4 protein-coding genes are annotated in these 3,043 nt (G+C 68.3%); 3 read left to right on the top strand and 1 reads right to left on the bottom strand.

The features are described from left to right. Positions 1 to 3 precede the first annotated feature (3 nt). Together aroE and QZ994_RS19250 are read left to right on the top strand one after the other, a co-directional pair. Positions 4 to 1,053: a shikimate dehydrogenase gene (gene aroE, locus QZ994_RS19255; RefSeq protein WP_290877538.1), complete on the top strand. Its 1,050-nt coding sequence runs from the start codon at positions 4 to 6 to the stop codon at positions 1,051 to 1,053. Between the two features lie 43 nt (positions 1,054 to 1,096). After that, complete coding sequence (locus QZ994_RS19250; RefSeq protein ID WP_290877535.1) at positions 1,097 to 1,894, top strand: transglycosylase domain-containing protein; 798 nt, start codon at positions 1,097 to 1,099, stop codon at positions 1,892 to 1,894. Here QZ994_RS19250 and QZ994_RS19245 read toward each other — a convergent pair. After that, the gene (locus tag QZ994_RS19245; RefSeq protein ID WP_290877532.1) at positions 1,834 to 2,376 is read right to left on the bottom strand and encodes a DoxX family protein; all 543 of its coding nucleotides are present in this window, start codon (positions 2,374 to 2,376) and stop codon (positions 1,834 to 1,836) included. The genes QZ994_RS19250 and QZ994_RS19245 overlap by 61 nt on opposite strands. Positions 2,377 to 2,531: 155 nt before the next feature. On the opposite strand from QZ994_RS19245, the gene QZ994_RS19240 reads away from it, so the two are divergent. Continuing rightward, a partial coding sequence (locus tag QZ994_RS19240; protein WP_290877529.1) for a hypothetical protein occupies positions 2,532 to 3,043 on the top strand: 512 nt, incomplete at its 3' end.

Here is a 3,043-nt window from a genome sequence, read left to right as displayed (position 1 = left end):
ATCGTGCTGCTGGACACCCCGCCCGGCCCCTCGGTCTACCTGCGCCAGGCGCTGGCCGCGGCCGACATGGCGCTGCTGGTCAACATGCCCGACGCGGCCTCCTACGCCTCGCTGCCGATGATGGAGACCCTGGTCGACAGCTACACCGAGTCCAACCCGCGCTTTCACGGCCACATGCACCTGATCAACCAGGGCGATGCGACCCGCCAGCTCTCGGCCGACGTCGCGCAGGTGATGCGCGGCCAGTTCGGCGAGCGCTATGTCGGCCTGGTGCACCGCGACCAGGTGGTGGCCGAGGCCCTGGCCTACGACCGCCTGCTTTGCCCGCTGGACGCCTTCCCCGCCACCATCCAGGCCTTCGTGGCGGCCGGGGCCAAGGGTGCCAACGTCACCGTACCCTTCAAATTCGAAGCCTTCGAGCTGGCCACCCGGCGCACCCCCCGGGCCGAGCTGGCCCAGGCGGCCAACACCTTGCGCTTCGACGCCGATGGCTGGCTGGCCGACAACACCGATGGCGCCGGTCTGGTGCGCGACATCACCGTCAACGCCGGCGTGTCGCTCAAGGGCGCCCGCGTGCTGCTGCTGGGTGCCGGTGGCGCCGCCGCCGGCGTGCTGGGTCCCCTGATCGAGGCCGGCGCCGCCGAGGTGGTGGTGGCCAACCGCACCGTGAGCAAGGCGCAAGGCCTGATCGACCGCCACGCGGCCCTGGCCGCCACCCACGGCACGCGGCTCAGCGCACGCGGCCTGCAGGATCCCGGCGAGGCCTACGACGTCTTCATCAATGGCACCGCGGCCAGCCTGGGCGGTGAAGGCGTGCCCGTGGGCCCACAGGTGCTGCGCCCGGGCAGCCTGGCCCTGGACATGATGTACGGCCCCGCCGCCCGGCCCTTCCTGGACTGGGCCCGTGCCCATGGCGCCATCGGCCGCGATGGCCTGGGCATGCTGGTCGAGCAGGCCGCCGAGAGCTTCCAGCTCTGGCGCGGCGTGCGCCCCGACAGCGCCCCGGTGCTGGCCGCGCTGCGCCAGGAAGTCGACGCCGCAGCAGCGCACTGAGCCCACCCGTTCCATCCCTGAACCCCACGAAGGCCCTCCCCCGATGCGCGCAGTCTGGCGAATCAGCCTCCTGATCTTCCTGGGCTTCCTGAGCCTACAGCTGTACTTCGCGGCCCGCATCGCCCTGATGCGCGTGCTGGCGCCCGAGTCCACCAGCTTCCAGCGCAGCGAGGCGGTGCGCCTGCTGCGCGAACAGGGGCGCATCAGCTGGTCCCAGCAATGGCAGGATGGCAGCGCCATCTCCGACAACCTGCGCCGCGCCGTGATCGCCAGCGAAGACGCCAACTTTGCCGACCACGGTGGCGTCGAATGGGATGCGCTGCGCAACGCCTGGAAAAAGAACAACGCCGCCAAGGCCCGTGCCGACAAGGTCAGTCAGCAGGCACAGGCCCGTTACGAGCGCGCCGTGGCACGCGCCCAGGCGCGCGGCCGCCCTGTGCCGCCCCCGCCCGATGCCAGCAAGGTCACGCCCAAGGTGATCGGCGGCTCGACCATCACCCAGCAGCTCGCCAAGAACCTCTTCCTGAGCAGCGAACGCAGCCTGCTGCGCAAGGGGCAGGAGTTCGCACTGACCTTCATGCTCGAAGGCCTGCTGGGCAAAGAACGCATCCTCGACATCTACCTCAACAACGTGGAGTGGGGCGAAGGCGTGTTCGGCGCCCAGGCGGCGGCCCGCCACTACTTCCGCACCGACGCCGACCGGCTGGGCAGCGGCCAGGCCGCCCGCCTGGCGGTGATGCTGCCCGCCCCCAAGCGCTTCGAGAAGCAGCCGGCCTCGGGCTACATCCTGAGCCGCTCGGGCACGATCGCCGCCCGCATGGGATCGGCCGAACTGCCCTGAGCCCAGGGGGCAAGGCGACGCCCCCACCGTCCCCACCACCAGGCGTCCACCGAGAGGCGCCCGGCTCCAAACAGCGCCAGCCCCAAGGCCAGCACGCCCCAGAGGTGGTGGTCTTTCAAGGCGGCGGGCGCCAGGTCGGGGTAGGCGATCACGGCCACGGCGTTGACCACCGAGAGCCCCAGGGCCGCCGGCCGCGCGAGCAGCCCCAGGGCCAGCAGCGTCGGGAAAACGAGCTCACCGCCCGTGCCCAGCCAGGCGGCCCATTCGGGCGGCAGCCAGGGCACGTGGTACTCCTCCTGAAAGAGGAACAGGGTGGCCTCCCAGTCCTGCAGCTTGAGCCAGCCCGACCGGGCAAAGGCCTCGAACAGGCACAGTCGCGCGGCCAGCAGGGCCAGGGCCTGGGGCCAGACCTGCCAGCGCAGCCAGGTGTGGGCGAGGTTGGCGACCAGGGGATGAACCGGGCGGGTGATGTGGCGAAACATGGGCACTCCTGAAGCGATGCCCACTTGCGTTGCTCCTGTAGTAAGCTCCGCGCCAAATCCTATGACCTCATACCCCTTCTCGGAACGCCGATGGGCCTCCTGGTGCGCGTGGTCGTGATGAGACCATGGTGCCCCCTGTCTGCCGGAGATTCCCAGTGTCACGCTTTAAGGCGCCGCCGCCTCATCCCATCCCCGTTGAGTTCAACCACCACGAAGACTTCAACATAGCGCACCCGCTTACCGCCCTTGATAGCTGGGGGGCTGTGAAGGTCACAAGCCAATTGCTTAACCAGCCTGGAGGGGACATTTACCTTCGTGCTGGGAAGCATATAGGCCCACATAAAGGCTTCGGGGTGAGGCACATTTGGCTGGAACGGGGGCATGATTTGGTCAAATGGGGCTATCCGACCATCTACGATGTGCCCCGCTTCGTTAGCGACATCATCGTGCATGGGACCACCATTGTTTGCGAATTCAACGCAATGAGCGGCTATGACAGGCTGATGGTCCTACGGGGGAGAAAGGGTTGTGCAGTGCTGGCTGCTTGGCCTCTACCAGACGATAGGGTCTATTACAGCGTGGTAACGGCGTATCGCAACCGTGCCCCGAATGGGAAAGCCGTAGGTGTGATCGAGGGGATGCAGCTTCCAGAAACGCCAAAGGCGCC

Origin of the sequence: Aquabacterium sp. (genome assembly GCF_021768455.1) — a bacterium.
Lineage (GTDB): Bacteria > Pseudomonadota > Gammaproteobacteria > Burkholderiales > Burkholderiaceae_C > Aquabacterium.
The sequence above is the reverse complement of the archived record's forward strand: the minus strand, read 5'-3'. Positions and strand labels throughout refer to the sequence as shown.